This window comes from Aquirufa sp. HETE-40SA (assembly GCF_054558635.1).
On the sequence record NZ_JBPXKN010000003.1, the window covers coordinates 271,735 to 298,033 of the forward strand.

At 42.8% G+C, this 26,299-nt stretch carries 26 protein-coding genes; 8 read left to right on the plus strand and 18 right to left on the minus strand.

Annotated elements, in window-relative coordinates:
* Positions 1-10: 10 nt before the first annotated feature.
* Positions 11-922: a hydrogen peroxide-inducible genes activator gene (locus ACRZ9O_RS09205; protein ID WP_459458481.1), complete on the minus strand. Its 912-nt coding sequence runs from the start codon at positions 920-922 to the stop codon at positions 11-13.
* A 255-nt stretch (positions 923-1,177) separates the two neighbouring features.
* On the opposite strand from ACRZ9O_RS09205, the gene katG reads away from it, so the two are divergent.
* A complete protein-coding gene (gene katG, locus ACRZ9O_RS09210) occupies positions 1,178-3,325 on the plus strand; it encodes a catalase/peroxidase HPI (protein WP_459458863.1) in 2,148 nt (715 codons plus the stop codon).
* A 55-nt stretch (positions 3,326-3,380) separates the two neighbouring features.
* Here katG and ACRZ9O_RS09215 read toward each other — a convergent pair whose 3' ends face one another.
* The 3 genes from ACRZ9O_RS09215 to ACRZ9O_RS09225 are packed head-to-tail and all read right to left on the minus strand — an operon-like array spanning position 3,381 to position 6,120.
* Positions 3,381-4,781: a Gfo/Idh/MocA family protein gene (locus ACRZ9O_RS09215; RefSeq protein ID WP_459458483.1), complete on the minus strand. Its 1,401-nt coding sequence runs from the start codon at positions 4,779-4,781 to the stop codon at positions 3,381-3,383.
* A gap of 34 nt (positions 4,782-4,815) precedes the next feature.
* Positions 4,816-5,733, minus strand: a complete 918-nt coding sequence (locus ACRZ9O_RS09220) for a TolB family protein (RefSeq protein WP_459458485.1) — start codon at positions 5,731-5,733, stop codon at positions 4,816-4,818.
* A gap of 36 nt (positions 5,734-5,769) precedes the next feature.
* A complete protein-coding gene (locus ACRZ9O_RS09225; protein WP_459458487.1) occupies positions 5,770-6,120 on the minus strand; it encodes a bleomycin resistance protein in 351 nt (116 codons plus the stop codon).
* Positions 6,121-6,173: 53 nt separating this feature from the next.
* Here ACRZ9O_RS09225 and ACRZ9O_RS09230 point away from each other — a divergent pair, with 53 nt between their 5' ends.
* Positions 6,174-6,743, plus strand: a complete 570-nt coding sequence (locus ACRZ9O_RS09230) for a methyltransferase family protein (RefSeq protein WP_459458489.1) — start codon at positions 6,174-6,176, stop codon at positions 6,741-6,743.
* On the opposite strand, the gene ACRZ9O_RS09235 is transcribed toward ACRZ9O_RS09230, so the two are convergent.
* On the minus strand, positions 6,724-7,227 hold the full coding sequence (locus ACRZ9O_RS09235; protein ID WP_459458491.1) for a 2TM domain-containing protein: 504 nt from the start codon (positions 7,225-7,227) through the stop codon (positions 6,724-6,726). The two genes, ACRZ9O_RS09230 and ACRZ9O_RS09235, sit on opposite strands and share 20 nt — an antisense overlap.
* Before the next feature lie 59 nt (positions 7,228-7,286).
* The gene (locus ACRZ9O_RS09240) at positions 7,287-7,934 is read right to left on the minus strand and encodes a DUF1801 domain-containing protein (RefSeq protein WP_459458493.1); all 648 of its coding nucleotides are present in this window, start codon (positions 7,932-7,934) and stop codon (positions 7,287-7,289) included.
* 53 nt (positions 7,935-7,987) lie between these two features.
* Between ACRZ9O_RS09240 and ACRZ9O_RS09245 the strand changes: the two genes are divergently transcribed.
* On the plus strand, positions 7,988-9,994 hold the full coding sequence (locus ACRZ9O_RS09245) for a glycoside hydrolase family 3 protein (protein ID WP_459458494.1): 2,007 nt from the start codon (positions 7,988-7,990) through the stop codon (positions 9,992-9,994).
* 57 nt (positions 9,995-10,051) lie between these two features.
* On the plus strand, positions 10,052-10,540 hold the full coding sequence (locus ACRZ9O_RS09250) for a DUF4442 domain-containing protein (protein ID WP_459458496.1): 489 nt from the start codon (positions 10,052-10,054) through the stop codon (positions 10,538-10,540).
* Here ACRZ9O_RS09250 and ACRZ9O_RS09255 read toward each other — a convergent pair.
* Entirely contained in the window at positions 10,535-11,164 is a 630-nt protein-coding gene (locus tag ACRZ9O_RS09255) for a hypothetical protein (RefSeq protein WP_459458498.1), read from the minus strand. The two genes, ACRZ9O_RS09250 and ACRZ9O_RS09255, sit on opposite strands and share 6 nt — an antisense overlap.
* An 84-nt stretch (positions 11,165-11,248) precedes the next feature.
* Here ACRZ9O_RS09255 and ACRZ9O_RS09260 point away from each other — a divergent pair, with 84 nt between their 5' ends.
* Both ACRZ9O_RS09260 and ACRZ9O_RS09265 read left to right on the plus strand, forming a co-directional pair.
* Positions 11,249-12,712, plus strand: coding sequence for a cryptochrome/deoxyribodipyrimidine photo-lyase family protein (locus ACRZ9O_RS09260; RefSeq protein ID WP_459458500.1), 1,464 nt, complete (start codon positions 11,249-11,251; stop codon positions 12,710-12,712).
* Positions 12,709-14,148, plus strand: coding sequence for a cryptochrome/photolyase family protein (locus ACRZ9O_RS09265; protein WP_459458502.1), 1,440 nt, complete (start codon positions 12,709-12,711; stop codon positions 14,146-14,148). The genes ACRZ9O_RS09260 and ACRZ9O_RS09265 overlap by 4 nt, the downstream gene beginning before the upstream one ends.
* Here ACRZ9O_RS09265 and ACRZ9O_RS09270 read toward each other — a convergent pair.
* From ACRZ9O_RS09270 to ACRZ9O_RS09290, 5 genes are all read right to left on the minus strand, one after another.
* Entirely contained in the window at positions 14,128-15,204 is a 1,077-nt protein-coding gene (locus tag ACRZ9O_RS09270) for an FAD-binding domain-containing protein (protein WP_459458504.1), read from the minus strand. The genes ACRZ9O_RS09265 and ACRZ9O_RS09270 overlap by 21 nt on opposite strands.
* Complete coding sequence (locus tag ACRZ9O_RS09275) at positions 15,204-15,500, minus strand: TIGR03643 family protein (protein WP_459458506.1); 297 nt, start codon at positions 15,498-15,500, stop codon at positions 15,204-15,206. The genes ACRZ9O_RS09270 and ACRZ9O_RS09275 overlap by 1 nt, the downstream gene beginning before the upstream one ends.
* Positions 15,472-15,609, minus strand: a complete 138-nt coding sequence (locus tag ACRZ9O_RS09280; RefSeq protein WP_252624661.1) for a DUF2256 domain-containing protein — start codon at positions 15,607-15,609, stop codon at positions 15,472-15,474. The genes ACRZ9O_RS09275 and ACRZ9O_RS09280 overlap by 29 nt, the downstream gene beginning before the upstream one ends.
* A 135-nt stretch (positions 15,610-15,744) precedes the next feature.
* Complete coding sequence (locus tag ACRZ9O_RS09285) at positions 15,745-15,900, minus strand: hypothetical protein (RefSeq protein ID WP_459458508.1); 156 nt, start codon at positions 15,898-15,900, stop codon at positions 15,745-15,747.
* A gap of 2 nt (positions 15,901-15,902) precedes the next feature.
* On the minus strand, positions 15,903-16,688 hold the full coding sequence (locus ACRZ9O_RS09290; protein WP_459458510.1) for a PhzF family phenazine biosynthesis protein: 786 nt from the start codon (positions 16,686-16,688) through the stop codon (positions 15,903-15,905).
* A gap of 70 nt (positions 16,689-16,758) precedes the next feature.
* On the opposite strand from ACRZ9O_RS09290, the gene ACRZ9O_RS09295 reads away from it, so the two are divergent.
* The gene (locus tag ACRZ9O_RS09295) at positions 16,759-17,295 is read left to right on the plus strand and encodes an N-acetyltransferase family protein (RefSeq protein WP_459458512.1); all 537 of its coding nucleotides are present in this window, start codon (positions 16,759-16,761) and stop codon (positions 17,293-17,295) included.
* On the opposite strand, the gene ACRZ9O_RS09300 is transcribed toward ACRZ9O_RS09295, so the two are convergent.
* From ACRZ9O_RS09300 to ACRZ9O_RS09315, 4 genes are read right to left on the minus strand one after another with little or no spacing between them, the layout of a single operon-like run.
* Positions 17,272-18,615: a dihydroorotase gene (locus ACRZ9O_RS09300; RefSeq protein WP_459458514.1), complete on the minus strand. Its 1,344-nt coding sequence runs from the start codon at positions 18,613-18,615 to the stop codon at positions 17,272-17,274. The two genes, ACRZ9O_RS09295 and ACRZ9O_RS09300, sit on opposite strands and share 24 nt — an antisense overlap.
* Positions 18,612-19,562, minus strand: coding sequence for an L-threonylcarbamoyladenylate synthase (locus ACRZ9O_RS09305; RefSeq protein ID WP_459458516.1), 951 nt, complete (start codon positions 19,560-19,562; stop codon positions 18,612-18,614). The genes ACRZ9O_RS09300 and ACRZ9O_RS09305 overlap by 4 nt, the downstream gene beginning before the upstream one ends.
* Positions 19,563-19,570: 8 nt before the next feature.
* Positions 19,571-20,413 carry a DUF6671 family protein gene (locus ACRZ9O_RS09310; RefSeq protein WP_459458518.1) on the minus strand — a complete coding sequence of 281 codons (843 nt, stop codon included), beginning with the start codon at positions 20,411-20,413 and terminating at the stop codon, positions 19,571-19,573.
* Entirely contained in the window at positions 20,406-21,374 is a 969-nt protein-coding gene (locus ACRZ9O_RS09315) for a sodium-dependent bicarbonate transport family permease (RefSeq protein ID WP_459458520.1), read from the minus strand. Before ACRZ9O_RS09315 ends, ACRZ9O_RS09310 begins: the two co-directional genes overlap by 8 nt.
* A 123-nt stretch (positions 21,375-21,497) precedes the next feature.
* Here ACRZ9O_RS09315 and ACRZ9O_RS09320 point away from each other — a divergent pair, with 123 nt between their 5' ends.
* Positions 21,498-22,409 (plus strand): LysR substrate-binding domain-containing protein, encoded by a 912-nt coding sequence (locus ACRZ9O_RS09320; protein ID WP_459458522.1) that lies wholly within the window; start codon positions 21,498-21,500, stop codon positions 22,407-22,409.
* A 276-nt stretch (positions 22,410-22,685) separates the two neighbouring features.
* On the opposite strand, the gene ACRZ9O_RS09325 is transcribed toward ACRZ9O_RS09320, so the two are convergent.
* Entirely contained in the window at positions 22,686-23,426 is a 741-nt protein-coding gene (locus ACRZ9O_RS09325; protein ID WP_459458524.1) for a GLPGLI family protein, read from the minus strand.
* Positions 23,427-23,429: 3 nt separating this feature from the next.
* Positions 23,430-26,240 carry an outer membrane beta-barrel protein gene (locus tag ACRZ9O_RS09330; protein WP_459458526.1) on the minus strand — a complete coding sequence of 937 codons (2,811 nt, stop codon included), beginning with the start codon at positions 26,238-26,240 and terminating at the stop codon, positions 23,430-23,432.
* Positions 26,241-26,299 lie beyond the last annotated feature (59 nt).

The window sequence follows — 26,299 nt, forward strand, 5'->3', positions numbered from 1 at the left end:
GTCTGGAAATTTACAATAAAACTTCTGATTTCAATCTTTCATTCACTTTAGCGGAGATTTCCGCTTTTAAACGGTTCAATATATTCCATTTCGCATAGGGCCGGTAATAGGCTAGACTGACTTCACGGGTTAATGCCCCATCCGTCAATTCAATCAAATGCGATTTTCGGGCTTCACTCATTTGGCCTACATATAATGCAGGTAACACGGTAAACCCACTAAATTCGTCCACCAGATTCAACAAAGTATCAAATGTATTAGACTCCACAGATAAATTAGGTGGAAGTGATTTTTGCTTTTTCAAGTCACATAGCTGAATGATTTGATCTCGAAGACAATGCCCCTCCTGCAATAGAAACATGCGTTGTTGACTCAAGTCAGATTTTTGAAGCTTTTTTTCCCCCGTTGATAAATGTCCATACAGATATAAATCTTCCACATATAAAAGCTCTGTCTCCACCTCGGTAGAGGCGATTGGCGTACTCAAAATGCCTACATCTAGCTTTCCACTGCGCAAATCTTTGATCAACTGATTCGTCGTCACCTCATAGATTTCGAGGTGTAACAAGGGGTACTTTTCCACTAAATACTTCATAATCAAAGGCAACATGGAGCTGGCTATTGTTGGGATCACCCCCATTTTCACTCGACCCTCCACTTTTTGATTTATCGCCTTGGAGGAAGATAATAGTGCGTTCGCATGCGCCACCACCTGCTGGGCCTGCATTAGAATTTCTCGACCATTTTCTGTCGTAGCGATGGGATTCGCCTTTCGGTCAAAAATCACGATATCCAGCTGTTCCTCCAGCTTTTTCACCATCGCGCTTAAAGTTGCCTGCGTAACATGACAATAATCAGCTGCTTTTGAGAAGCTTTTAAATTGATCAACGGCTAGTATGTATTCTAATTGCTGTATATTCACGGTTATAGATTTTATCTATGCCAAATATAGAAAATTTCAGTTTTCTCTATCAATTATTTACCACTAATTTCACTCCACTAAAAATCAAGAATCATGAAAAAACTACTTATCCTTTGCGGCTTGTTAGCATCCACTGCTACCATTGCCCAAGACTACGCTAATCCACACGGTGGAGCTGCTGCTAATCCTCACGGAGCTAATCCGCATGCAGCAGGTGGCACTAATCCACACGCAGGAATCAATCCTCACACAGGCATGAAAGCCTCTGGAACTACTAACAAAGATTGGTGGCCTAGTCAATTAAACGTAGGTATGCTACGCCAGAACTCAGAGAAGTCAAACCCTATGGGCCCAGACTTCAATTACATCAAAGCATTTAAAAGTCTAGACTACTTTGCCTTGAAAAAAGACATCGCAGCGGTCTTGACTAAATCACAAGATTGGTGGCCAGCTGATTTCGGTAACTATGGTCCATTATTCATTCGTATGGCTTGGCACAGTGCAGGTACGTATCGTACAGGCGATGGCCGTGGCGGTTCTCGCGCGGGTCAGCAACGCTTCTCTCCATTGAATTCTTGGCCGGATAACACGAACCTAGACAAGGCGCGTCGTTTGTTATGGCCAATCAAGCAAAAATATGGTGATAAAATCTCTTGGGCAGACTTAATGGTCTTGACAGGAAACGTATCTCTAGAGCAAATGGGCTTCAAGACATTTGGTTTCGCAGGTGGTCGTACAGACGTATGGGAGCCAGAAGCGAACGTATATTGGGGATCTGAGAAGAAATGGTTAGACGACAAAAACCGTTATTCAGAAGGCCGCAAATTAGAGAATCCTTTAGCAGCGGTTCAAATGGGCTTAATTTATGTGAACCCAGAAGGACCTAATGGTGTGCCAGATCCGGCAGCATCAGCGAAAGATATCCGTGAGACGTTTGGTCGTATGGGTATGAATGATGAAGAAACTGTGGCGTTAATCGCAGGGGGTCACACATTCGGTAAAACACACGGTGCAGGTCCTGCGACAAACGTGGGTGCAGATCCTGAAGCAGCTAGCATTGAGAAGCAAGGAATGGGATGGGAGAGCACCTACAAATCAGGTAAAGGAAAAGATGCAATCACGTCTGGTTTAGAAGTAACGTGGACGTCTACTCCTACACAATGGGGTATCGGATACTTGCATTTATTGTTCAACAACGAGTGGTCTTTAGAGAAAAGCCCAGCAGGCGCTAACCAATGGATTGCGAAAAACAGCGCAAACATTATTCCAGATGCGTTTGACAAGAATACCTTCCACAAGCCTACCATGTTAACGACGGATATCGCTTTGCGCGTAGATCCAGCGTATGAGAAAATCTCTCGTAACTTCTTAGATAACCCAGAAGTATATGCGAAGGCTTTTGCCAAAGCTTGGTTCAAATTAACGCACCGCGACATGGGTCCTAGCTCTACTTATTTAGGACCAGAGGTTCCGAAGGAGCAATTGGTTTGGCAAGATCCCATTCCTGCATTGAATCATGAAGTGATTAACGCAGCGGATATCGCAGCTTTAAAAGTGAAGTTATTGAACTCTGGTTTATCGATCAGCGAATTAGTTTCGACAGCTTGGGCTTCGGCTTCTACATACCGTCACTCAGATCGCCGTGGAGGTGCAAACGGAGCGCGTATTCGTTTGATGCCACAACGTAATTGGGAGGTAAATAATCCAAAGCAACTAGAGAAAGTATTAGCTGTATTAGAGAAAATTCAAAAAGAATTCAACGCTACAGCTGGTAAGAAAAAAGTATCCGTTGCTGACTTAATCGTCCTAGGTGGTTCTGCAGCGGTAGAAAAAGCAGCGGCAAATGCTGGTGTTAAGACTACTGTATCCTTTATCCCAGGTCGTATGGATGCAACACAAGAGCAGACAGACGTAGCTTCCGTAGGCTTATTAGAGCCGATGGCGGATGGTTTCCGTAACTACTTGAAAACACAATACACCTTATCGACAGAAGAATTGTTCGTAGATAAAGCGCAATTATTAACCTTGACAGCGCCAGAAATGACGGTATTAACAGGTGGTATGCGTGCCTTGAACACGAATTACAATGGTTCAAAGCACGGTATTTTCACGACTAAAAAGGATGCGTTAACGAATGATTTCTTCGTGAACTTATTAGAGATGGGAACGACTTGGAAGCCAGCGAACGCAACGAAAGAAGAGTTCGCAGGAACGGATTCAAAGACAGGGGCTGCGGTTGCGACTGCGACACGTGCTGACTTGATCTTTGGTTCGAACTCAGAGCTTCGTGCACTTGCTGAAGTCTATGCAACGAAAGATTCGCAAACAAAATTTGTGAAGGATTTCGTAGCGGCTTGGACAAAGGTGATGAACCTTGACCGCTTTGATGTAACTTTTAAATAGTCATCAGGTTTTAATTAATAAAAAAGCCGGTCCCATTCAGGACCGGCTTTTTTTATTACTTCAATTTCATATTCACTGGATCCCATTGAATGATCTTCTTCTGGAAGTAACTTTCATTACAAGCTAAGGCTGGTGCCGCAGCTCTAAAGCCAAAAGTAGCATCTTCCACCACCGAAGTGCCGTTGCGAATCGCATCAAAGAAGTTTGTAAAGTGATCTACGTGCTCGTTGTATCCTGGAGGAGCTTTAAATACAACGTCCTCTTTAATTGGGCGAGCGCGTTGAGCTTCTGTCCATTTCGCATTGTATTCGCGGGTCATTTCATCTTGCATACTTTTAGGAAGGGTAAAGACCGAGTCATATCCGCCAAAGCCCGGAGCTTCTGGCATAATGCTGTGCTTCACTGAAATCGTATTTCCTTTCACATCCATCACCCCTTCTGAGCCGATCAAACGAATCACTTCTTGCCCACCTGTTCCACTAACAAAATTCACTTGGAGTGTTAATTGGAAAGCAGGGTGCTCCGCCGTATTACCGTATTGCATCACACCAGACATAACATCTGGTAAGTTACGGCCATCATTCCAATGACTGAATTGACCTGTCGAGAAGATCGTTTCTGGACCTTTCGAATTTGTCATAAAGTGCGTTCCTGACAGCAAGTGGATGAATAGATCGCCCGCTACACCAGTTCCTACTTCTTTAAAGGCACGCCACCAAAAGAATTTCTTCGCGTCGAATTCCATTTTTGCGGTTGCCTCAATGAAACGATTCCAATCGCAAGTCGAAGCATCTGCATCTTTAGGGATGGTATACTGCCAAGCGCCGATGGAGCTTTGGCGATCATAGACCGCATTCACCATGTTTAGCTTTCCGATCTCTCCCGCCGCTAACATATCTTTTGCTTTCGCTAAGCCGATGCTGCTCACGCGCTGAGATCCTACTTGTAGAACTTTGCCGTATTTCTTTTGGGCTGCTATGACCTTAGGACCCTCGTCTATTTTATAGACCATCGGTTTTTCGATGTAGACGTGTTTACCTTTTGCCAAAGCATCGATGGTAATCCGGGCGTGCCACACATCGTGTGTTGCGATGATCACCGCGTCGATGTCCGAACGGTCTAATAATTCCTTGTAATTACGGGTCGTATATAAATCCTTACCATATAATTCTTTCGCGTTTTCGATGCGGCCTGTATATAAATCACAGATTCCGGCTAATTCTACGCCAGGCACTTTAAGCGCTGAGGCTAAGTCAAAGTGACCCTGTACCCCAAAACCAATCACTCCTAAGCGAATTTTTTCGCCCACCGAGATGCGTTTTTCATACGTTAAAATGCGTTCCTCTGCTTTTTGTTGAGCGCCTAAAGAGGCGAATGGCGAAGAGGCTGCCACGAGGCTAGTGGCCCCAATTTGTTGTAAGAACTTCCGTCTGGAAGCTTGACTATCTTTGTTCATATTTATCTAGGTTTTTTGTGAATTTACTTCCTTTTTACAAATCTTCCAAGGCATACCGCACATAGGCAAATTTCTTGCCATCTGGACTCCAGGAGGGCACATTAATCGTTCCTTGACCCCCATAAAATGCCTCCGTCAAATCCTTAACTTCCCTCGTTTTTAAATTCAATAGGCGCAATTTGACTTGATGGCCAAAAGGGTGGGACTGCTTTTGGTCCTCCATATAGCTAATAATCGTTGCCACTTGATTATTAGGAGCGATATGTGCAAACCAGTTAGAATGGGCGTCGAAAGTCATCTGCTCTGGCTCAGATCCATCCGGTTTCATCCGCCAAATCTGCATCATCCCAGATCGGTACGAATTGATGTAAATGTATTTCCCATCTGGAGAATATTCCGGACCATCGTCTAATCCTTCCGTCGTAGTCAACCGAATTTCTTCGCCACCATTCGAGGACATGGCGTAAACGTCGTAGTTGCCATTTCTCACCGCACAATACACCATGGTTTTGCCATCAGGTGAAATACCATGCCAGTAGGAAGGGGTTAAAGGAGTCAGCTGAACCGGCTCTCCGCCTTCAGCTCCTACTTTGTAAATGAAGGAAGATCCTCCTTTAATTTCAGGTTTACCACTCGAAATAAATAAGGTTTTCCCATCAAAAGAATAGCCGTGATCGTTGTTCGCCTTCCTGACAGAACCCGTCGGTAACTCCCCTAATTTTTCACCTTTAGGAGAGATTTTTTCAAGTTTACCGTAGGAGTTGATGAGTAGAAACTTGCCGTCAGTAGACCAGTTCGGTGCCTCGAAATGCCGCTTCTCGGTGAGAATTAATTCCGATTTTTCAGAGGCCAAATCATACACATACAGAGAAGAAATCACTTTCTTTCCAGCAGGTATCTGCGCAGCAAGGGATAGGCTGAATCCCAGCAAAAGGATCGCTATTTTTTTCATGTTACATCGGTTTAGAAACATAAGTTAGAAAAATAGTTAGCTATTCATATCCTGACCGAAATGAATGATGTTTCCGCTATTGTCTAGGATACTGAATTGGCGCATGCCCCAGGCCTTCGTTTCAAGTTTTCCATTCGGATGCACAATTCCGAGCACCTCGCATTCTTTGTATAATGCGTCAATCTCATCCACGTAGACGTAACATCCCGTATTTTTAGGGATACTTTCATCATCGCAGCACCATAAATGAATGTTGATTTCATCCCGAGAGAACATCAAATAGCCATCCCATTTGGCATTACTTTCAAAGCCTAGATTTTGATAAAAAGCGACCGTTTCATTGCGATCTAAATAGGCTAGAATGGGGGTAGCTTTTAATAAAGGCATAGGTTATATTTTCAACTAATTTACAGTAGATTTGTTCCTAATCAAAAATCAACATGGAAATCGTCTTCTTAGGTTTTGCCTGGATAATGTATTTTTTTATCCATAGTTTTCTAGCCTCTAATGCGGTAAAATTAACCGTTGAAAAAGGATTTTCTGCCCTATTTTCTTACTATAGAATCGTTTATAATTTTATTGCCATCGCAGGTTTAATTCCCCTTTTGTACCTAAGCGTTTTCCTTCCAGATCCTTATTTACTATCGCTTATTTGGCTAAGCCCAATTGGATACGTTTTAATTACCGCCGGGCTAGTTCTGTTGTATCTTGCATTCAAAGCTTTTGACAGAGCAGAATTCTTAGGAATTAAACAGGAAAAGAAGCCCGAATTAGTGCTTTCTGGGATGTATCAATACGTGAGACATCCCCTTTATTTTGCTACTGTTATCTTGATTCTGGGCCTATTTTTGCTGGTACCGACCCAAAAAATGTTGCTTGTTCTCCTGATTTCGTATAGCTATATCCTAATTGGATCCCGTTTAGAGGAACGGAAACTAGTAGCGATTTTTGGTAAAGAATACCAAGCATATCAAAAGAAGGTTAAGGGGCTTATTCCTTATTTGTATTAAGATTTGCCTTCAGCTTATCGTATTCTTGCTGTTCTAATGAATCGGCGACAATAACATAGGCTTTCAGGTATTGAATGGCCAATCCTATACCCCAGCCCAACATAGGCCAGATAGGCCATGGTATGCGATTAATATCTCTATCATGTGAGGTTAAAAACCAAATAACCCACAGAAAAGGGATGACGATAGAATAAGAGCCAAGGCTCCTTTTGAATTTGGCACGGCTTCTCGCAATCGCCCACAATTGTTGATCTGTACTTTCCATGATATTTCGTTTTTCGGTTTCATCATCCGGAGCATACAGCAAGGTCAAATTCACACCAAGTACTTCGCTAATCGCATTCATCGAATACAAACTTGGTTTGCCCTCGTTGCGTTCCATGCGTTGAACAGTCCGCAAAGCGACGCCACTTTTTTCCGATAATTCGATTTGAGTGAATCCTTTTGTGGTACGGATTTCCTTTAATTGTTCTCCAAAATTCATGGGGCAAATTTGAGGGTTAAATTGGTCTTAACAAACGCCTTTTCTATGACTTCTTTGCGTCATCGCTTGAAATTCTCTATGGCTCTATGCGATCCATCGCAACTAGGTTTTCGCTTCGTTAGGCCACAAATGCAATCCGTTATTCCAATCCCTTTTAAGATGTATTTCTCGTTTTTCTCAATGCGCAAGGTCCGCGTTTCAGATTGTTTACCATCTGAAAAAAAGCGAAGATAGGCGCGCTGGCGGCCCGGGGTGAGTTTGTCGAAGGCCGTTTTTAACGCGGGCTTTTTGCTAAAAACAGCTTTTAACTCTTCTGGATGAGGGATTTCTGCGGGCTTCTCCATTTTCAAACCCAGTTTCTCTACCTCGATAGCTTCTAGGATGTAGGCTTTGATGAGGTCTTCTTTGGCCAAAATCTGTTCCACCGAACTGAACTTCATCCAGCGACCTAATTGCGTATGCTCTCCGGGTTTTATAAGTAGCCCATCTTCATTTTGCAACAAGGCTCCGTTGAAAAAATTCAAGGCACAATGGTCTTTAAGGCTGGAAATGGCAATGAGGTTTTTCGAACCAACCATATATACCGGCGTCTTCCACTTATAGGTTTCTACCATCAAACAGTCGAGTAAAATGCGGCGCAAAAAGGCCATTTCTGCAGACCACTTGTCGGCACTTTGTATGAATTCGTCTACATTCGGGTCTTTCATATGATTAGAATTGGTTGCAGAATTGCTTTACCATACAAAGAAAGAAAAATCCTATGAAATCTCGTGTGCTTCTTGCCTTGCTTTTTGCCTCTGGCTCCTTATTCGCTCAAACACAACCCGTTATTGTCGCGATGAAAACCCCTACCCTACGCGTAGGAAAATTATCCTTTAAAGATCTCAATAAGAACAATAAACTGGATAAATACGAAGATTGGCGCTTACCGGTGGACGCGCGGATAAAAGATCTAGTTTCCCAAATGACTTTAGAAGAAAAACTCGGCTTCATGCTCATCAGTACGACGCGCATGGGTGGGGATCAAGTGTTTGCAAATGGAGTTCAGGGTGGCGGACCAAGACCCACGATTACGGAAGGATTTAATGAAGAAGATTTAGTCCAAACGACAAATATGTTTACCCGCAAGCCTTTAGGTGCACCTAATATGTCTGCAGCGGGAACCACAAAAGGCGTAAAGCAATATCACTTGCGCCATTTCATTTTACGGGCCAATGCGTCGCCTGAAATTATGGCCAAATGGTCGAATAACTTACAAGAGCTTTGTGAATCAACGCGTTTAGGAATCCCGGCAATCGTCGCTTCAAATCCGCGTAATCACGTAACAACAGATGCGTCTGTGGGACTTAGTGTGGGCCTTACCGCCTTTTCTAAGTGGCCAGGAGAATTAGGTTTAGCAGCGATGCGCGACTTTACATTAACACGCAAGTTTGCCGAAACGGCTTCAGCAGAATGGCGTGCCGTAGGTCTTCGTAAAGGCTATATGTATATGGCCGATTTAGCGACTGAACCACGCTGGGGTCGGGTGGAAGGAACGTTTGGGGAGGATGCGGATTTAGCTTCGAAGATGATTACTGAGATCGTCTTAGGTTTCCAAGGAAATAAACTTTCTAACACCTCTGTGGCGATGACTACCAAACACTTCCCAGGAGGTGGCCCTCAAGTGGATGGACAAGATTCACACTTCGATTGGGGTAAGTTTGCGCATTACCCTGGGGGTATGTTTGACTTCCATGTAAAGCCATTCAAGGCGGCCATCGCGGCAGGAACTTCCGCGATTATGCCCTACTATTCTGCTCCTAAAGGAAAGGAATTCGAGGAGGTGGGATTCTCGTATAACAAGGCGATGATCGGTGATTTATTACAAGGCAAGTTAGGCTTCCACGGGATCATTAACTCCGATACTGGCCCTATCGAAATGATGCCTTGGGGTGTGGAAAACATCAGCATTCCAGAGCGCTATAAAAAAGCCTTGAATGCTGGAGTGGATATCTTCTCTGGTGCGGCGGATCCTACGACTTTGATCGAAGTGGTAAAGACTGGATTGGTTTCAGAAGAGCGCATCAACCAATCGGTGGCGAAATTATTGAAGGAGAAATTCGACTTAGGTCTTTTCGAGAATCCATATGTGAATGTGGAGGAAGCGGTGAAGACAGTGGGTAATAAGGAGGCAGTGGCGGCAGCCGATTTAGCCTTACGCAAATCGATCGTTTTATTGCGCAACGACGATAAGCGTTTACCTCTAGCGAAGAAAACGAAAGTATATTTCGAGACATATTTCCAATCAGGTCGCAACGCTGGAGGAGAAGCGATTAAGGTTTCGAAACCAAATTTTCCTGGTTTAGAATTCGTATCCACGAAGGAAGAGGCAGATGTCGTTTTATTGTGGCTAGTTCCTACTTCAGGGGGCTTATTCAGCTCGCAGGGTTCAAAAATCGACTTAAATCTGTCTAAGAATCGCATCGATGTGAATCACGTGAATGAGGTATTGAATGCCAAACCGACGATCCTAGCCATCAACTACACGAATCCATGGGTGATTGAAGAGATTGATAAGGGAAAGGCAACCTCTATCATAGCGACCTTTGGAACTACCCAAGAAGCACTACTTGACATCGTGACGGGTGCTTATAAACCGACGGGGAAAATGCCATTTACGACTCCTGTGAATCAGGCGGCGGTAGAGGCAAATAAATCAGATGTTCCGGGCTATATGGAAGGTCCGGGTTATGGTTTGTTTGCGTTTGGGCATGGATTGAGTTATTAGAAGAAGGGGGCAGAAATGCCCCTTTTTTTATATATTTGAGTTAGAAAATTAGCCCCTATGAACCCACACTTCCCCGCCTTCAAGCGCATCATCACAAACCCTGTATTATTCAAGTTTTTTGTTTTCCAAAAATTGTCATCCGCCTTTTGGGCAGGGTTATCCATCAAGCATTTTGATGAAAAATCCTGCGGCGTTCGGGTGAAACTTTCCTGGTTTAATCAGAATCCATTTCGTTCCATGTATTTCGCCGTAGAGGCGATGGCGGCGGAGATGAGTTGTGGGATGCTGGCTTTTGGGCAGGTATATAAGCGACAGCCAGCGGTGAGTATGCTAGTAGAAAAGCTCGAGGCGAAGTTCGTTAAGAAGGCGACTGGAGTGATTATTTTTACCTGCGATGATGGCGAGGCTTTAGAAGAAACGGTGAATGAGGCCATCAAAAATCCTGCGGGTTCAAAACTGCAAGTGACCTCCATCGGAAGAAATCAAGCAGGTGAAATAGTAGCTGAGTTTATCTTTACCTGGACATTCAAAGCAAAGAATTTATAGGTTGTATTTCAATCCAACCGTTCCGATCACTTGACCATCTGTTAAGGTATAATTGCCAAAGGCTTTGGCCTGGAAATGTGCATTAATATCATAAGTAATCGTCTCCGCTACGCCCGTTAAATCCCCTACTGTTAAGTAATATCCTTGCGTTAGAAATCCCCAGTTTTTATGGCGGTAATTCGTATTTCCAGAGAGAAGAGTCACTTTAAAGTCCGTATTTCGCGCATTTCCATTCAAGATAAATGACCCTAGGGTCAATTTTTCAGAAACAGGGTAGGACATCGTCAGCTCGCGTCCGAAAAAACTAGTCACCTCATATTCTTCCGTCATTTGAAAAGCAGGAATATGAATTCCGGCAGTAGCTTTAAATTTTTTATCAATGAATCGATAACGCGTAAATAAGGCAACCGCGGTAGGTGTCATGCTCTTCATACGCATCATATACATCATGGAACCCGTTAAGCGTCTTTTGGGATTAGTCCCCGCATTAATGATGATATTAGGTTCTTTCGAGGTAAAAGCAGGGATGAAAGAGAAGCCTCCGGTGCTCATTTCGATACTTCCTGTTTGGGCATTGATTGTGAACGCAGCTAAAAAAAAGCACAAGGCTAACAATTGTTTCATTCTGATACATTAAGTTTTAAAACGGTGCAAAGGTACGCTTTTTCTTTCTGAAAACATCCTATAGGGTTTTTCAGTTAGTATTTGATGACCAAAACTCCTGTCAACATCGTCTGGTTCAAACGTGATCTCCGCTTTACGGACCACGAGCCTTTGTACCGGGCTTTGGATTCTGATATACCGGTGTTATTGGTTTATTTCTTCGAGCCATCCCTGATCGCTTTTCCTGATAGCGACGTCAGACATTGGCGATTTATTCACGAATCTTTAGTCGAGATGCAGGGGCGATTAGAGGACCGAAACGGGGTTCTATACCTCTTTCATTCCGAGGTATTGCCCGTCTTTCAGACGCTATCAGAGCAATATGAAATTCGCCAAATTTTCTCCCATCAAGAGATTGGAAATGATTTGAGTTTTCAAAGGGACAAAGCAGTATCGGCTTTTTGCTTGAGTGCAGGAATTACCTGGAACGAGACGCCCACCGGCGGTGTGATTCGTCGCTTGAAATCGCGAAAAACGTGGCAACAACGCTGGGAAGAGACGATGCGGCACGAGCCCTATTTTGTTCGAGAGGATAACTGGAATTTGCTGCGTTTACCATCTGAATTTTACACCGCTTTTAAAGGGCCTGAACTTCCCCTTGAGTTTAAAACCCGGAATCCTGTCTTCCAAGAAGGTGGCGAATATTGGGGCTGGAAATACCTGAAAAGTTTCATTGAATCGCGTCACAAAGACTACAGCTTTTCCATCAGTAAACCGGAGGCAAGTAGACGAGGTTGTAGTCGGATTTCTCCTTATTTAGCCTACGGAAATATCAGCATGCGGATGGCTCATACGTTCACCATGCAGCATTACAAGACCGCTACAAATAAAAGAGCACTTGCAAATTTCACTTCCCGGTTACATTGGCAAGGGCATTTTATGCAGAAGTTTGAGGACGAATCGCGGATGGAATTTGAACCTGTGAATAAGGCGTATAAAGCGCTCGAGAAAGACCGCGATGAGTTCTTGATTCAGGCTTGGCAAAACGGTCAAACCGGGGTTCCTCTCATCGATGCGTGTATGCGCTGCGTGGTCGCGACAGGTTATTTAAACTTCCGCATGCGGGCAATGGTCGTATCGTTTTTTGTGTTTAATCTGTGGCAGGATTGGCGGGATTTAGCGCATTTTCTAGCACGGCAATTTCTAGATTACGAACCAGGCATTCACTACCCGCAAATCCAAATGCAAGCGGGTGTAACTGGCATTAATACCATCCGCATTTATAACCCGATTAAGAATTCCTATGCCCACGATCCGGACGGAATTTTCATTAAAAAATGGGTGCCTGAATTAGCGTCAATCCCGTCTACCTTGATTCATGAACCTTGGAAATTAAGTGAGATGGAACAGACTTTGTACGGGGTCAAAATAGGGGTGGATTATCCCGCTCCAGTCGTGGATTTAAGTGCGTCTAGGAAGACGGCGTCGGACCAGGTTTGGGCGATGCGAAAAACTCGTTCAGCTAGAAAAGAGAGTAGCCGCATCCTCCAAAAACACGTGAATAAATGAGCGCATTTCTGATCTTTCCTCACCAATTGTTTGAAGAGACACTCGCACAGGAAGCGGATGTATTTTACCTCGTCGAATCTAATTTGTTCTTCAAACAATACGCCTTTCACAAGCAGAAAATACTCTTCCATCGGGCGAGCATGCGCGCCTTCGCGGATCGCCTTCGCGCCGCTGGAAAAACGGTGGAATACATCGATGCGCAAGATACTCGTGCTTCGGAAGTTGCGCTCGTTTCTTCCATCGAAGGCGCGATAAGCTTGTTCGATCCGAATGATTACTTGCTAGAACGCCGTCTTAGACGCGCAGTTGAAATTCACTTGCTAGCAAGCCCGAATTTCCTCAATACTGACACCGCACTGCTCGGAACTCGCAAGCCCTATTTTCAGACAGCTTTCTATACCCAGCAGCGAAAAGACCGCGGAATTCTACTCGAAGGAGACGGGAAGCCGATGGGCCGTCAATGGACTTTTGATGCAGAGAACCGCAAGAAAATTCCGAAGAATACATTCATCCCGGCACCCTTTCCAGAGACTGTTCCAAACGAGTATATCCTGGAGGCCATTGAGTATGTTTCAGCACATTTCATGGATAATCCCGGATCAAGCGACAGACCCTTTTCGGGAGCTCATTACCCGGTGACGCATGCTGAGGCGCAAGCTGCATTGGACCAATTTATTAGGGAACGAATGCCGCTTTTTGGTGATTATGAGGATGCCATTAAGGCGCAAGAAAAGACCTTATTTCATAGCATATTGAGCCCCCTAATAAATGTGGGATTATTGAATCCGGCACAGGTCATTGAACGTGTTGCGTCCTCCGCTGCCCCCTTAAATAGCATGGAGGGATTCATTCGACAGGTCGTAGGTTGGCGGGAATTTGTCCAATTACTATATCGCAAAATTGGGGTGCAACAGCGCACCACGAATTATTGGGGATTTAAGAAAGAAATGCCCGCAGCCTTTTACGAAGGGACTACGGGTGTGGAACCAATAGACCAAACGATTCGCAAACTGTTAAAAACGGGCTATAACCACCACATCGAACGCCTGATGGTGCTAGGAAATTTTATGTTATTGTGCGAAATAAAACCCGATGCGGTTTATCGCTGGTTCATGGAACTGTACATCGATGCGTACGATTGGGTGATGGTGCCAAATATCTATGGCATGTCACAATTCAGCGATGGAGGTTTGATGACCACGAAACCCTATATCTGCGGCTCGAATTATATCCTGAAAATGAGTGATTATCCGAAAGGCGAATGGCAGGAGATTTGGGATGGTTTGTTTTGGCGATTCTTAGATAAACAACGCGAAACCTTCCGCAAAAATCCGCGCTGGGCGATGCTGATCAGTACCTGGGACAAGATGCCTTTGGAAAAAAGAGAAGCCCACCTAACCCGCGCAGAAAACTTTTTAGCTCAATTGTCTGCTTAATTTATTCCAAAACGAAAAGAAGCTATTAAACTCCCCTTGCAAGCCGGGTGCTAAAGTCGGATGCACTTCACGAACACCTTGAAAATGGGCATTGATCGGGTGATCACGGAAAATGCCTTTTAAATTAAGGTCTGCATATTCCCCATAATAGACTTGAATTCCCGGTATGTTTTCAGCCAGCGATAGGATGAACTCGATCGTCTTAGGGGCCATCGGATGCTTCGCAAAATGACTCGCTTCTAAGACCAAAATTCGGTTACCTTCTTCCCCTTCGTGGAACGTAGGGTCAAGCGTGTAATGGGTGTAAATGAAGGTGGGAATATCCGACTGAATCACTAGCGGCTGCGTTGTAGGCGGGGTAAACGGAAGTGAAGCTTCGACCGATCTACACAGATGATCGGGGGCAGGTTGCGAAGGCAAATCCTCGTAATCCAAATCCAAGAAAGTGCCTCTCTGCTGACTACCGGTATAGCGATTGATATTCTCCTGATTCGCGTAATACAACTTGTTACTGAACGTCCCGGCGCACCACTGCCAACTCAGCGCATTACTTGCTAAATCACCATCGAGCAAATGATAATACAGCCATTGAGCAGGTTCTAACCAGTGGTATTTAGCCACGTTACAAATCGTCGACGCGAGGTACATTCGGAGGTGATTATGCAGGTATCCAGTTGCGGGGAAAATACTTAATGCAGAATCAAGAGCTTGAATTCCTGTTTTTGCTTCGAGTATCGCGTGAGGAATTCCAAAGCGCTCAATGCCCTCCTGTGGATGGCGAATATCCTCAAAAATAGCATCGCCTTTTTGAAACCAAGTGCGCGTATAAAACTCGCGCCAGGCTAATTCTTGCATGAATTTTTCCGATTGTTCTAATCCGATTCCACGATCCTTCAATCGTTGGACGACTTGGGGAACCGTGATAAAACCACGGGATAAATAGGGGGATAAATACGAGACTCCACCAGTAATAAAGTTCCGGCTTCGTGCATACTTTTCTGGATCAAATTGATCGATTTGCGCTAATACCTCTTCGCGTTTTGTCGAAAACTTCATTAGCGCTTGCTGATTTTATTCATACTGATGCTACGTTGCAACGTGCATTTGAAGCGCGGATCTACCGCAACGCGTTTTTGCAGATGTTTAGTGCCGCGGCCAGTCATTCGCTTGCGCCACATGCGGAAACTCGACTCCTTACTATTCAGACGCATGAATTCGATGACCTCTTTTTCCTTTAGGCCAAACTGAAACTCGATCGCCTCGAAAGGCGTGCGATCTTCCCAGGCCATTTGGATGATGCGGTCGATATCTTCGTCCGAAAACTTATTTGCTACGTCTACACTTTTCACCACAATAGATGATTTGATCCCAATTCTTCTCCCACTTCTTGCGCCAGGCGAAAGGGCGATTACAGACGGGACAGGTTTTGGAGGGTAAATGTTGTTTTTTAACGCCTTGCATAAAAAAAGGGCTTGCCTATTAAGACAAACCCTTTTCAATGTAAAATGTTTAAACTAGAACAAATCTCTGCTGGAAGCGTTCCTCCCGCTAATTGAATATATATCCATTGCTTGACTGAGACAAAAGGCAACGGTGTTATAATTTATAAGGGTTGTTAACTCGTTTATTGACTGTTTTTACCAGATTACTTTTGAAGGCACTTTTGGGAATAATTTTATCATTTTTTCGAAGCTCATTCACGGTTTGTTTCCCCAACATTCCTCCTGATTTAGCTTGTTTACTAGTTTTCATATTTAAACCTCAATTTCGCCCCGCAAATATAACACTGCTTCGCCCGCTATTTCCACGCGATCTCCCACTAATTTACAGGTTAACTCTCCGGTTCGCAAGGATAATTGACGAGCTGTTAATTCGGATTTACCTAAAATCGAAGCCCAATAAGGCGTTAAAGTTGTATGTGCAGAACCCGTCACCGGATCTTCATTCACGCCACAAGCTGGACCAAAAAAGCGCGATACAAAATCAGTCGTTTCACCAGGAGCCGTCACGATAATCCCACGAACTGCATGTGATTTTAATGCTTCAAAATCTGGTTGCAAAGCCAAGATTTCCGATTCAGAATCGTAAACAAACAAGTAGTCCGTTTTCCCTTTATAAACCGCACGAGGCGGCTGAGATAAACCAATGGCAAACTCCGATTTAAAAGGTAATTCCGCGAAAGAGTCAACCGGAAAATTCAAGGCCAAAACCGAACCATTCCTAGAAACGGTTAAAGGACCGCTTCGGTGCGAAACGAAGTTGATTTGATCACCGACATAACCCAATTCATGAAACAAAACATACGCGCTCGCTAAGGTCGCATGTCCACATAAATCCACTTCAACTGTAGGCGTAAACCAACGGATTTCATAGTTTTCGCCAGCGGCCAAAATGAATGCCGTTTCTGCTAAATTATTCTCCGCTGCAATGTTTTGCATCACGGCATCAGGAAGCCACGAATCTAAGGGGCAAACAGCAGCAGGATTACCTTTAAATCGTTCATTCGTAAAGGCATCGACTTGGTAGAGAGCTATTTTCATGCGCCTAAATTACGCAATTCTACTTTCATGTAAACTGATAATTATAGACAAATGCTATCTTTGGAATCCTATGAACGACCTACAGATCCGTCAAGCTACCACAGAAGATCTCGCTGCCTTGCAAGTGATCGGCCGGCAAACCTTTTCAGAAGCTTTTTCGGAAGGCAATACCGATGAGAATATGGCCGCCTATTTAGAAGAAGGATTTTCAGAGGAGAAACTTGGGAAAGAACTGCAAAATGAATATTCACAGTTTTACTTTGCAGAAAAAGACGGTCAAGTCATCGGTTATTTAAAGGTTAATGCAGGCAATGCCCAAAGTGAAAAAGAAGACCCTAATTCGATAGAAATTGAGCGCATTTATGTGCTACAGAAATACCATGGAAAGCAGGTGGGCGCCTTACTTTACGAGCAAGCTTTAGCCATCGCAAAAGCACGCAAGGCCCCCTATATCTGGTTAGGCGTTTGGGAGGAAAATCCGAGGGCCATTCGATTTTACGAGAAAAATGGATTCGTGGAATTTGGCGAACATATTTTTCAGCTGGGAGATGACGTGCAAAGGGATGTATTAATGAAAAAAATACTACCTGATTTTTTCGAAAAATAAGCGAGATCCTTTGGCATCCGAACTAAATTTGTCCTCCTGAAAAACGAGATTTCCATTGACAAAGGTGCGCTTAATTTTAGCGCTCAGCTTTTCCCCTGTAACGGGCGCCCAGCCGCATTTATAGAATAAAGATTTTTCGCTAACCATCCAGGGGGAATTAGGCGCCACTTCAACTAAATCAGCAAAGTAGCCTTCACGCAAATACCCTCTCTCTTTCATTCGGTAAATATCTGCCACCCGATGACTCGTTTTTTCGACAATCTGTTCGATGGAAATCTCTCCCCTAGAAGCCAATTCAAACAAGAGCGGCAGCGTATGCTGTACGATGGGGGCTCCCGATTTTACTTGCTCATATGTCCCCTTTTTCTCCTCCTTACTGTGCGGAGCATGATCTGAAGCGATGATATCTATACGTCCCTCTTTCAGTGCCTGGATCAGCATTTGGCGGTCATTTTCTGTCTTGATGGAAGGATTCCATTTAATATCTCCACCTCTTTTTTCATAATCAGCATCGGTAAACCACAGGTGATGGATACAGGCTTCGGCCGTTACCCGCTTCGTTGAATAGTCATCTGAAGCTGAGAAAAGAAGCGCTTCTTCCCCGGTTGAAATGTGAAAAAAATGAAGTCTATTGTTGTATTTTGCTTGAATCCCCAGCACTCGTTTTGTAGCCGTTACACAAGCGTCTGCACTTCGAATTTTGGCATGTAAAGCAAAAGATATCTTACCCTGAGTCTCCTCGAAATAATGCTCATAATTACGTTCAATGATAGATTCATCCTCACTGTGTAAAGCTATGAGCGTTTCTGCCCGCGAGAAAAGCTTTTCTAAATATTTCGGATTATTAGCTAAAATCTGCTGCTCATTAAAGTATAACCCATCATCTGTAATACCGCAAACGCTTTCATTATCAACCCGCAAGGCCTCTTCTAAATTCCCAGCCGTTACCCCCATGAAAAAGGAGAAATTAGCGAGCGATTGCTGCGCCGCGGCCTGGTATTTTTGTTCCAATAAATCACGGGTTAGCGTATTAGGAACGGTGTTAGGCATATCCATGAAGGAGGTCACTCCTCCGGCTACAGCGGCTCTGGATTCTGTTGTTAAATTCCCTTTATAAGTGAGTCCTGGATCTCTAAAATGTACTTGATCATCGATCATTCCGGGGATTAAGTAATTCCCATTGATATCAAAAATATCCGCATGGGAATCGCTAATATGGGACGCGATTTTTTCAATGCGCCCGTGGTGAATCAATACATCTGCATTAAAGGAAGCTCCTTCGTTGACTATTTTAGCGTTTACAAGTAATTGCTTTTTCATTTAGCGGCGGCTCTTTCAAAACGATCATTAATGGTACGTCCTAAATTATAATTAGGCAGACGCTCTACAATAATTAATTCGACTCCTGACTTTTCTAATTGATGCAAGGCATCGTACATGTGGGCGGCGGCTTCTTTAAAGCTTCCGCTTGGAGAAAGAATGTGATTGATGGCGACTTTGGGACTAGCAATCTTCACTTCACTAAACCATAAAATCCCTACTTTCTTTTCCTTGACGGCACTCAACATAAACAGGGGTTCATAACTAATAATTAATTCACATAATGGTGAATAATGTTTCTTGCTTCTGCCTGGCGCCAGGTGTACTGACTCGGAAGAAGTACGGTCCAAAATTCGTCCTACCTCCACTTCAATATCCTCTATTGAAATGGCACCATGCCGCAATAAAACCACTTCATCGCCATCAAAAGAAAGAATGGTCGACTCTACGCCTGCTTCGCAATTACCGCCTTCTAGAATAGGAATTTGGGGGAAATAAGCCTCCACATGTGCCGCGCGCGTTGGGCTAATTCGGTTATAGGGGTTTGCACTGGGAGCCGCTACCGGGAAATCCAACGACTCCAGTAATTGCAAAGTAGTATTGTGGTTAGGCATTCGGATGGCCACTGTCTGTTGATTAGCAGTAATGGCGGGAGAAATCAAATCACTTTTAGGCAGGATTAATGTTAAAGGACCAGGCCAAAAACGCTCCGCCAAGCGTGACGCTTTAGGAGGAAAATGTGAAACGAGAGTGCGTGCTTGATCCATTGATTTTACGTGTACGATCAAAGGGTTGGTGTTAGGCCTTCCTTTGGTACTAAAAATCTTCGCTATCGCCTGTTCATCGTAAATATTGGCAGCTAAACCATAGACGGTTTCTGTAGGAATTCCTACCACCTCGCCCCGCTCTAACTGGTCTTTTACAAAGGATAAATCTGAGGTAATCATATCTCTACTTAGGGGTTACAAAAATCACAAAACATCGGATCCTCCGTCGTTTTCGATTCCGGGAAATCGATACAAGCCGTGTAGTGGCAGCCTTCACAGCTATAAATAACGGATTTAACGGATTTTGTAGGCAAGGAGCAGCTAGAACACACGAGGCCACGAATGACATCGGTAGGACTAAATCCGGGTCTTTCACAGCTAGGACAACAGCTCCTCATCTTCTCTACTAATTTTCCCGTCAGCTCCTGAATAACAGACATCCGGGTCGGATTGTTCATCGCACGCATATCGGTTTCGAGCGTATAGGTTCCAAAGCGATTTATTGCCTTTTGAATGGCCATTTTTAATTGCTTTTCTGACCTAATTCCTTTCTCCTGGTATCCTTCTGGACTTTTCACATGCAAGCCGTGAGAGGGAAATTTTACTTGTTGAAAAAAAGTATTCAATGTGCCCTCTGAGCCCATCTCATAAGAGGCATAATTCGTTTGCAGACTCGCCATTTTAACCGCTATCTCGAAATCCTTTTTTCGGTTCATTAACACGATAAATTCCTCATCAGCCGGTAAAAAATATAGCGTAGGATGTGGGCCAAAAGATCCTTCCGAACCGATAGCAAAATCCGCATCACATTCCTCTAAGGCTAAAATACATTTTTGCCTAGCCGCCTCTACAGGTGATAAAAATCGCTCCACTTCTCCCGTAAATGTCCCTAATAGATCCGTGTCTACATTCTCAGAAACAGAATACTCCATCCCAAAAAAATTTACCAAGGCCGGCCCAATGACCATTTCCTTCCCGTGTTTTGTCGCGATTACGACTTTCTTCCCTTTGAAATAGTTTTCACTAGCCATGGATGATTTGCATGTACAAGGGTAATCCCAAGGTGATATTCAAGGGGAATGTGACGCCCAATGCCATGGGAATATAGATTCCTGGGTCTGCCTTAGGAGCCACTAAGCGCATCGCTGCTGGTACCGCTATGTAGGAGGCGCTGGCTGCCAAAATGGAGAATATAAGTCGGTCTCCCACATTATCAGTTATGAATTGAGAAATATAGGCCACGGAAACACCATTAAAAAGTGGCACTAGCAAGGCAAAAAGCAATAAAAATGACCCCTGCTTTTTAAATGCCTTAAACCTGCTAGCTGCCACCATTCCCATATCCATTAAAAAGATGGCTAAAAAGCCCTTAAATATATCGGAAGTAAAATGCTTAATTCCGACGGATTGGGAAGAGTCCGATACGAATCCGATGAGTAAACTTCCAAAAATCATCAACACACTTCCATTCGTCAGCGAATGTTTCATCGCCATTTTCCATTGTACGGGAACTATTTCTGCTTTTTTTTCTGGGAATACATTCATTAAAATAACCCCCATAATGATGGCTGGAAACTCCATTGAGGCCATAACGGCTACCATTTCTCCGCCGACATGCAGTTTGTTCATCTCTAAAAAAGCGACTGCAGAAACAAACGTAACAGCGCTGACAGAACCATAGGATGCAGCAATAGCGCCTGCATCTGAGGAATTTAATTTAACGCGTAAAATGAAATAAGAATAGATAGGGATGATTAACGCTAACGACATTCCAAATATAAGACTCACGATCACTTCCGTCGTAATTCCTGTCACCGCTAATTCACTTCCGCCATTGAAGCCAATAGAAAACAATAAATACAAAGAAATAAAGTTCTTTGATGCAGCGGGAACCTCTAAATCACTCTTGACATATTTTGCAAAAACCCCTAAAATGAAAAAAAGTAACGTGGGGTTAGTCAAATTAAACGATAAGAGTTCAAAGTTGATCATGGAGATTTTTCCATTCCCGTTTGTAATGGGCGGATGAAATTATGCTTGAATTAAATGCAAAATAAACAAAACACAATCAATAATTTTTATTTAAGTTTATAATACAATGCATAAAGATATGTTATGAACTACACTTTAAATCAATTACAAATTTTCTTAAAAGTGGTGCACACATCCAGCATCACAAAAGCAGCAGAAGAGTTGAACCTTACACAACCTGCGGTTTCCATACAGATCAAGAACCTACAAGCACAGTTTGACATTCCATTGCTCGAGATCATTGGGAAGAAAATTTACATAACGGATTTTGGAAGAGAAATTGCAGAATCTGCTAAAGGAATCTTAGACCAAGTATATGCCATCAATTACAAAACAATGGCATTCAAGGATCAGCTGGTAGGTCGTCTAAAAATCTCCATCGTATCAACAGGCAAATATGTGTTACCCTATTTTCTAACCGATTTTCTTCGTCCAAATCCTGGGGTTGAAATTAGTATTGATGTGACTAACAGGGAAAAAGTATTAGAAAGCCAACTCATAAATGAAGTGGATTTTAGCTTAGTTTCAGACGCATTAGAAAACCCTGCATTTGACTCCATCGACCTTCTATCAAACGATTTATACCTCATAGGCAATAAAGAGACCGCTAAAATAACTCCTACATTTAATTACAAGGAATTTAAAAATGAGCTCCCCCTCATATTCAGAGAAAACGGATCTGGCACCCGAAAAATAATGGAGAACTATTTTAAAAGACAAGGAGTAGATGGTTTGAAAAAGATTGAATTAATGTCAAATGAAGCCGTAAAACAAGCCGTTATCGCTGGGCTAGGTTATTCCATTATGCCAATCATTGGATTAAAAAATGAGGTCAAATCAGGAGCCTTAAAAATCATTGAACGGGATGGCTTGCCCATTACAACAACTTGGAAATTAATTTGGCATAAAGACAAAAATTTGTCTCCTGTATCGAAGGCATTTTTAGTCTATTTAACGGAAAATAAGGCTCAAATCAAGAAGAAATACTTTGAATAAAAAAAACCAAGCAAATAATGCTTGGCTTTTGAAAACTAAATGTTCATTAATTAAACTAACACAATTGAATAATTTAATTGGGTCAGAGTCGTTTGCAATTCAAAAGTAAACCGCCTTAATGAATAATAATATTTAAACTATATTATAAGAATCATAAATAATATTAATGCTACACTTTCGGCTCTGGCTGAAAAGGTAGCTGGGAAAACCCCTTCTTTCTCGCGATGCCCCATGAATTCGCTATCATACAAAAATCAGAGGTGCCCACTTTTAGCCTTAATACCTTAGACCCCAATATGGATTGCGTTCGCCTTTAATTGATTCTTTGATGAAGTCAGCAATAATTTTGTTATACTCCGAATCGGAGATTTTCTTGCCTTTCATTTTCTTCAAATTGAATTCATTCGTCAGTTTTTTAAATTCAACTTTACTGGCAATAATCGTTACATCGCCGTCATTGACATCCAATTCTAAAATTAAACCGGGTAGTCCAAAAAAGCGTTCTGGGCCCGCTTGAACAGGGATGTCTTGCGCAAACCAAGCGGTGATAGTTTGTTTTTTGACCGTGTCGACAGTGACAGCTTTCATGCAAATATAACCTGCCACCTCCTTGATTTGATTCAAGATTTTCCAGGTAGGAGCGTGCAAGGTATCGTCCACAATGTACGACTTACCCAGTAAATCGATGTAATCTGTTGAATGCTCAGAGGCAAAATTTTTCGTTAGGAAAAAGGTTTCTTTTCTGCCAGACCAACCTTGCTCTGCGTTGTCCTCACCTTGCTGGTACAAGCTTTGGTTTTCCGTAAATGCCAAAGTCATTTTTTGCTTCCAGCCTTCGTCTGAACTACCCCAAGTAAGCTTTATGCGATCTCGTTCCTCCGCGCTTAAATAGGTCAATCGGGACATAATATTCGCCCAAAAAGTGGTTCGTTCGTACTGAACAATTCCTTCTGTTTTCATCTCTTGAGAAAAAGCTGAAAAAGAGAGCATTAAAAATAAAAAGGCAATTTTTTTCATGGCTTAGTTTTTACGAATGGGTGAACTCAATCCGCGCATGTTGTAGGTATAGCTTAACATGACGTATTGAGAGAGGGTTTGGGTCTTTTCGAAACTCACGAAGTTTTGAAAGGCGTTTTGATTTACCCCTAGGTTCTTTTTAAACACGTCATATACGGTTAAGCGAATCTCAGATTTTTGAGCTTTCCCTACATATTTAAACACAGAAACATTCAAAATAGGCATCTCTTGGTACAATCCGCGCGTCTTATTTTCGTACACTTTGTAATCTAAATTATACGAAAAGAATGTATTCTTGCCAAAATTAACGTTTAATTCAGAGCCGTATTGGTTATTGTAAATCGTTTGATCGGGAAGTGCCGATTTGTCATAGGTCGAATGTATTAACCCAAATTGCGCATTCACATAAAGAGTGATTCGATCACTCGGAGTAAAGGAAAGGCGTGAAGATATATTTCCGGAATTCGTATTCGTATTAGATAATACATCGTTCAGAAAGAGCGGGTTTTTAGCCGAATTAAAATCGGCATTAATATTCAAGGTACTCACTGTTTTTTTCAATGGAAACCCAAAACCAAAGTAGCCCACATAACTTTCACCTCCAGAAATATTCATCGGCTTTGTCAAGACAACTCCGTTTGCATTAATGCTTTGATTATAAACCACCTGATTCACATTGTAATTGTAGGAGAGATTCGAATAGAAATTGATAAAATTCGCCGCGTCAAACAGATTAAATCCAGTACTCAAAGAGTGATTCATGCTGGGTAATAAATTCGGATTTCCGACACGCAAGAACAAAGGATTGCTATTATCAACAATGGGCTGTAAATCTCGAATAGAAGGCTCCTGCGCACTTTTATCGTAGGAGACAAAAAGATATCGATTATTTTTTAGCTCCAGATCAAGTTGTACTTTAGGAATCCATACCAAATAATTTAGGTCGATTGTAGCCAAATTCGTAGCTCCAGCTGCCCTCCTAAAATCCCCCGTTAAATTAAAGTGCTGAGCTGCCATGCCTAATTGTAAATTAAGCCCGTTTTTTGTAAACCGAACACTAGATCCTAATCGATTATAGGTCAAATTATTGTCATAATAACGACTCAAACTATCATTTCTTGTAACCATTCCAGCCGTACTGCGGTCAGAAAGATCGCGGTTTAATCGATTATTTTGGAAGCTCGTGTTAAAAAATGATTCCCAATAAAACACCTTCGATAAAGGCTCTACAAAAAAGAGACTGGACTTAACCTGCGTCTTCGTAGAGAAGTTGTCCGTTAATTGATCAATGGCTTGAATCGAATCCAGCAGTGTCGTTGCATTTAAGAATTGATTGAGGGACTTCTGTGTAGACGCTCCATCTGAGTTTGCATAATTATAGCCTGCACTGGCAGAGAAACTACGGCCCTTTTTAGCAAACTTATGTCGAAATATGGCGGTATTTTGTGCTGAAAAGGATTGCTGATCACTCCCGTTCATCAATTTCGTATTGCGCGGGAATAGGTTATTTTGAACAAGTAATTGTTGGAATATCTGGCTGTTTTGCGTCGCATTTCCAAAAGAAAGCTTTCCATTTCCAATCAAAATTAACGTATTCAACGTATCGATCGTTTTCTCATAGCGCAAGCTCATTCGGTGGTTCGCAGAGAACGATCGTTGGTTTGAAGTATCCGCGGAGTTTTGCGTTTTATCCTGAAAGAACCGCTGCGTACTAGAAATTTTATCCATCAAACGTTCGGATTGATTGAAGTAATAATTGGAACTAAATTTCACATTTTTAGTATCATAATTATAATTAGCTCCCCCTGAATAGTTCTTTGAAAACCCTTCTCTTCTGCCACCTATAGGAATTCCCATTTGATCATCTCCATCATCAAAAGTGATGTAGCGATTATTGCCTGAGAAACCGAAATCCGCTTCATCGCCCCAAGAGAAAGCCTGACTTCCACGAAAGTCTTGGTAATCATCAAAAGACATGCCTGACTGATTCGTATTATTCGCTAATCCAATCACCGAGACCTGGTTTTTCGCGTCAAATTTATTGTAATTCCCTTTGACTTCATTTCTGCCTTCAGTGGCCATACCTGCCGTTATCTTTCCAAAACCGCCCTTCTTATGACTTTCCTTTAATTCTAAATTGATGGTCTTCTCTTTCTTCCCATCATCAATGCCGGTCACCTTTGCCGCTTCCGTTTTACCGTTGAAAACTTGGACTTTTTGAATGGCATCGGCGGCTATATTTTTAGTTGCTAGCTTCGGATCCGACCCAAAAAAACTACGCCCATCCACCGTCACTTTTTTCACAGTTTGACCTTGTGCTCGAATACTTCCATCGGCTTCAATTTCCATTCCGGGAAGCTTTCTCAGTAAGTCTTCTACTGTCGCTCCTGGTGGCACTTTAAACGACCCCGCATTATATTCAATCGTATCTCCACGAATACTCAGTGGTGCTTTCGCTGTTCTTACGACTACTTCAAACAATTCTTTAGAAATCGGTTTCATCGATAGCGCACCTAGATCTACTGCCTCTTCTTGCGCTGGATTCACGTCCACTTGCAAGGGGACATAACTCACATAGGAAGCTTTCAATATATAAGATTGGCGCTTGACATTTTTGAATACAAAGGCCCCTTGCTCATTAGCACGGCCAAAATTTACCAACGAAGAATCTTTAGGCAGTAACAACATCACCGTCGCCTGAGACAACGGATTTCCACTTGTATCGACTAATTTTCCTTGAATTTGAACGCGATTTTGACCTATTGCTGCGAAACTGACTAGAAATAGGATACTTAGGGAGATGGATTTAAACATAGCCCAAAACTACAAAATCTCGCTTAGTTATCGGCTCAAAAAAGGATGAGTGGTCTGAA

Excerpts from the sequence above, each read along its gene's own strand:
- ACRZ9O_RS09270 (WP_459458504.1), bottom strand. The coding sequence starts at position 15,204 with ATGAAGTTTTCGACAAAACGCGAAGAGGTATTAGCGCAAATCGATCAA.
- ACRZ9O_RS09230 (WP_459458489.1), top strand. The coding sequence starts at position 6,174 with ATGGAAATCGTCTTCTTAGGTTTTGCCTGGATAATGTATTTTTTTATC.
- ACRZ9O_RS09320 (WP_459458522.1), top strand. The coding sequence starts at position 21,498 with ATGAACTACACTTTAAATCAATTACAAATTTTCTTAAAAGTGGTGCAC.
- ACRZ9O_RS09245 (WP_459458494.1), top strand. The coding sequence starts at position 7,988 with ATGAAATCTCGTGTGCTTCTTGCCTTGCTTTTTGCCTCTGGCTCCTTA.
- ACRZ9O_RS09250 (WP_459458496.1), top strand. The coding sequence starts at position 10,052 with ATGAACCCACACTTCCCCGCCTTCAAGCGCATCATCACAAACCCTGTA.
- ACRZ9O_RS09330 (WP_459458526.1), bottom strand. The coding sequence starts at position 26,240 with ATGTTTAAATCCATCTCCCTAAGTATCCTATTTCTAGTCAGTTTCGCA.
- ACRZ9O_RS09290 (WP_459458510.1), bottom strand. The coding sequence starts at position 16,688 with ATGAAAATAGCTCTCTACCAAGTCGATGCCTTTACGAATGAACGATTT.
- ACRZ9O_RS09285 (WP_459458508.1), bottom strand. The coding sequence starts at position 15,900 with ATGAAAACTAGTAAACAAGCTAAATCAGGAGGAATGTTGGGGAAACAA.
- ACRZ9O_RS09225 (WP_459458487.1), bottom strand. The coding sequence starts at position 6,120 with ATGCCTTTATTAAAAGCTACCCCCATTCTAGCCTATTTAGATCGCAAT.
- ACRZ9O_RS09300 (WP_459458514.1), bottom strand. The coding sequence starts at position 18,615 with ATGAAAAAGCAATTACTTGTAAACGCTAAAATAGTCAACGAAGGAGCT.
- ACRZ9O_RS09305 (WP_459458516.1), bottom strand. The coding sequence starts at position 19,562 with ATGATTACCTCAGATTTATCCTTTGTAAAAGACCAGTTAGAGCGGGGC.
- katG (WP_459458863.1), top strand. The coding sequence starts at position 1,178 with ATGAAAGCCTCTGGAACTACTAACAAAGATTGGTGGCCTAGTCAATTA.
- ACRZ9O_RS09220 (WP_459458485.1), bottom strand. The coding sequence starts at position 5,733 with ATGAAAAAAATAGCGATCCTTTTGCTGGGATTCAGCCTATCCCTTGCT.
- ACRZ9O_RS09280 (WP_252624661.1), bottom strand. The coding sequence starts at position 15,609 with ATGCAAGGCGTTAAAAAACAACATTTACCCTCCAAAACCTGTCCCGTC.
- ACRZ9O_RS09265 (WP_459458502.1), top strand. The coding sequence starts at position 12,709 with ATGAGCGCATTTCTGATCTTTCCTCACCAATTGTTTGAAGAGACACTC.
- ACRZ9O_RS09215 (WP_459458483.1), bottom strand. The coding sequence starts at position 4,781 with ATGAACAAAGATAGTCAAGCTTCCAGACGGAAGTTCTTACAACAAATT.
- ACRZ9O_RS09295 (WP_459458512.1), top strand. The coding sequence starts at position 16,759 with ATGAACGACCTACAGATCCGTCAAGCTACCACAGAAGATCTCGCTGCC.
- ACRZ9O_RS09235 (WP_459458491.1), bottom strand. The coding sequence starts at position 7,227 with ATGAATTTTGGAGAACAATTAAAGGAAATCCGTACCACAAAAGGATTC.
- ACRZ9O_RS09255 (WP_459458498.1), bottom strand. The coding sequence starts at position 11,164 with ATGAAACAATTGTTAGCCTTGTGCTTTTTTTTAGCTGCGTTCACAATC.
- ACRZ9O_RS09310 (WP_459458518.1), bottom strand. The coding sequence starts at position 20,413 with ATGGCTAGTGAAAACTATTTCAAAGGGAAGAAAGTCGTAATCGCGACA.
- ACRZ9O_RS09325 (WP_459458524.1), bottom strand. The coding sequence starts at position 23,426 with ATGAAAAAAATTGCCTTTTTATTTTTAATGCTCTCTTTTTCAGCTTTT.
- ACRZ9O_RS09315 (WP_459458520.1), bottom strand. The coding sequence starts at position 21,374 with ATGATCAACTTTGAACTCTTATCGTTTAATTTGACTAACCCCACGTTA.
- ACRZ9O_RS09240 (WP_459458493.1), bottom strand. The coding sequence starts at position 7,934 with ATGAAAGACCCGAATGTAGACGAATTCATACAAAGTGCCGACAAGTGG.
- ACRZ9O_RS09260 (WP_459458500.1), top strand. The coding sequence starts at position 11,249 with ATGACCAAAACTCCTGTCAACATCGTCTGGTTCAAACGTGATCTCCGC.